Source organism: Mesorhizobium sp. M1E.F.Ca.ET.063.01.1.1, assembly GCF_003998155.1.
Taxonomy (GTDB): domain Bacteria; phylum Pseudomonadota; class Alphaproteobacteria; order Rhizobiales; family Rhizobiaceae; genus Mesorhizobium.
On sequence record NZ_RZSC01000794.1, the window covers coordinates 1 to 2,618 of the forward strand.

1 protein-coding gene and 1 pseudogene are annotated in these 2,618 nt (G+C 65.3%); both read left to right on the forward strand.

The features are described from left to right. Window positions 1–884: pseudogene (locus EOA29_RS32410) on the forward strand (glycogen debranching enzyme GlgX); the annotation flags it as partial. Continuing rightward, window positions 884–2,539: an alpha-glucosidase family protein gene (locus EOA29_RS32415; protein WP_127222142.1), complete on the forward strand. Its 1,656-nt coding sequence runs from the start codon at window positions 884–886 to the stop codon at window positions 2,537–2,539. The pseudogene EOA29_RS32410 and the gene EOA29_RS32415, both read left to right, overlap by 1 nt. Window positions 2,540–2,618: the final 79 nt, after the last annotated feature.

Below are 2,618 nucleotides of genomic sequence, written 5' to 3' on the forward strand. Positions count from 1 at the left end.
ATTTCCGGCCGCCATATCTGGAATGGAACGACCGCTACCGCGATGACGTCCGGCGCTTCTGGCGTGGCGACGCCGGCGCGATCAGCGCTTTGGCCACGCGGCTTGCCGGTTCGTCCGACGTGTTCGGCAGGGAAGGGCAGCCGGTGAGCCGCAGCGTCAATTTCATAGCCGCCCATGACGGCATGACGCTGGCCGACCTCGTTGCCTATGAGGAGAAGCACAACGCGGCCAATGGCGAGCAGAACCGCGACGGTCACGACGACAACCTGTCGTGGAACAACGGCGTCGAGGGCGAGACGGACGACGCCACGGTCGCCAAGGCCCGCTTCAACGACCAATGCGCACTGCTCGCGACGCTCTTTGCCTCGCGCGGCACGATCATGCTGACCGCCGGCGACGAGTTCGGCCGCACACAGCAGGGCAACAACAACGCCTATGCGCAGGACAACGCCATCACCTGGCTCGATTGGGCCGGCCGAGATGAGGCGCTCGAGTGCTACGCTTCGGCTCTCTCCGCGATGCGCCGCGCCTTTCCGGCGCTGTCGGACACGCATTTCCTCACCGGGGAGTCATCCTATGCCTCAGCCATCCCGGACGTCGAGTGGCTGACAGAGACGGGCGCGCCGCTCGGCGAGGCCGAGTGGAACGATCCCGGTCGACATCGCTTCGTCATGATGCTCGGCGATAGCAGAGACGGACGCCTTGCCGTCATGGTCAACGGCGACCGCCGCCAATGTGTCTTCACCTTGCCGGCGCGGGACGGGTTCGAGTGGCGACCGGCGATCGAGACACAGCCGGTCGATCTTGCGCGGCCGCTGCCTGGCCGCGGCGTGTATTTCATGATCGAGCGCCGGGTGAAGACCCGCGCCAGGAAGGGTTCTTGATGGCTAGCGAAAATGCGGAGCGAGGCGTCGAGTGGTGGCGCGGCTGCGTGATCTATCAGATCTATCCGCGCTCCTTCCAGGACACGACCGGCAACGGCAGCGGCGATCTCAAGGGCATCACGTCGCGGCTTGCCCATGTCGCCTCGCTTGGCGTCGATGCCATCTGGCTTTCGCCCATCTTCAAGTCACCCATGGCCGACATGGGCTATGACGTGTCGGACTATCGCGACATCGATCCGATGTTCGGCTCCCTGGACGATTTCGACGCGCTGGTCGCCGAGGCGCACCGGCTCGGCCTGAAGCTCATCATCGACCAGGTGATCTCGCATTCGTCCGACAGGCATGAATGGTTCGTCGAGAGCCGCGCCAGCCGCGACAACGCCAAGGCCGACTGGTATGTCTGGGCCGATGCGAAGCCTGATGGCGGCGCGCCCAACAACTGGCTGTCGCTGTTCGGCGGGCCGGCCTGGGAATGGGACGCGACCCGCCGGCAATATTACATGCACAATTTCCTGGCGGCGCAGCCGGACCTCAACTTCCACACTCCGCAGGTTCAGGACGCGCTGCTGGATACGGTGCGCTTCTGGCTGGAGCGCGGCGTCGACGGCTTCCGGCTGGATACGGTCAACTACTATGTCCACGACCGCTGGCTGCGCGACAACCCGCCGCTGGCTTCGAGCGTCGCCGGCACCAACGGCGCGACCACCACCTATGCCTTCCAGGAGCATCTGTTCGACAAGACGCGGCCGGAAAACCTCGACTTCCTGAAACGCTTCCGCGCGCTGCTTAACGAGTACCCGGACCGCGCCGCGGTCGGCGAGGTGGGCGACGAGGAGCGCTCGCTGCAGACGCTCGCCGCCTACACGTCCGGCGGTGACAAGCTGCAGATGTGCTACACCTTCGACCTGCTCGGTCCGCAATTCTCGGCCGCTCACGTGCGCGGCTGCGTCGAGGCTTTTGAGAACGCGGTTGCCGACGGCTGGGTCTGCTGGGCCTTCTCCAACCACGACGTGGTGCGCCATGTCAGCCGCTGGACGCGGCCCGGCGACAATCCGGATACGGTGGCGAAATTCTCGATCACGCTACTTTCCTGGCTGCGCGGCTCGATCTGCATCTACCAGGGTGAAGAGCTTGGGCTGGAGGAAGCCGAGCTCGCCTATGAGGATCTGCGCGATCCGTTGGGCATCCGCTTCTGGCCGGGCGTGAAGGGCAGGGACGGCTGCCGCACGCCGATGGTCTGGGAGGCAGGCGCCGACAATGGCGGCTTCTCCACCGCCAAGCCCTGGCTGCCGGTGCCGCAGGCGCATCGCGCTCGCGCGGCTGACGTGCAGAACGGCGAGGATGGTTCCGTGCTTGCCGCCTATCGCTCGATCCTGGCCTTGCGCAAGCGCCATCCGGCGCTGATCGGCGGCTCGATCCGTTTTCTCGATGCCGAGGGCGATGTGCTGGCTTTTGTGCGCGAGCACGAAGACGAGAAATTGTTATGCGTCTTCAACTTCGCCGTTGAGCCCGCGAATTGGACGCTGCCGGCGGGGATCAGGGATGTCGAAATAACGCCTCTTGCCGTTGATGTCGCAGGCGTTCTTGGCGGGGTTCTTGAAGAGATTGCGCTGGCGCTGCCGCCGGTGGGTTGCTTCGTCGGGAGAATTGGCTGACAGCCCACTTACTGGACGAGCACCGAACGGCCGCAGACCGCGCCGGTGACGCGCACATCGGCCTCGCCGACATGGACGC

Bases quoted from the DNA above. Each gene is read 5' to 3' on its own strand.
- EOA29_RS32415 (WP_127222142.1), top strand. From the start codon at position 884: ATGGCTAGCGAAAATGCGGAGCGAGGCGTCGAGTGGTGGCGCGGCTGC.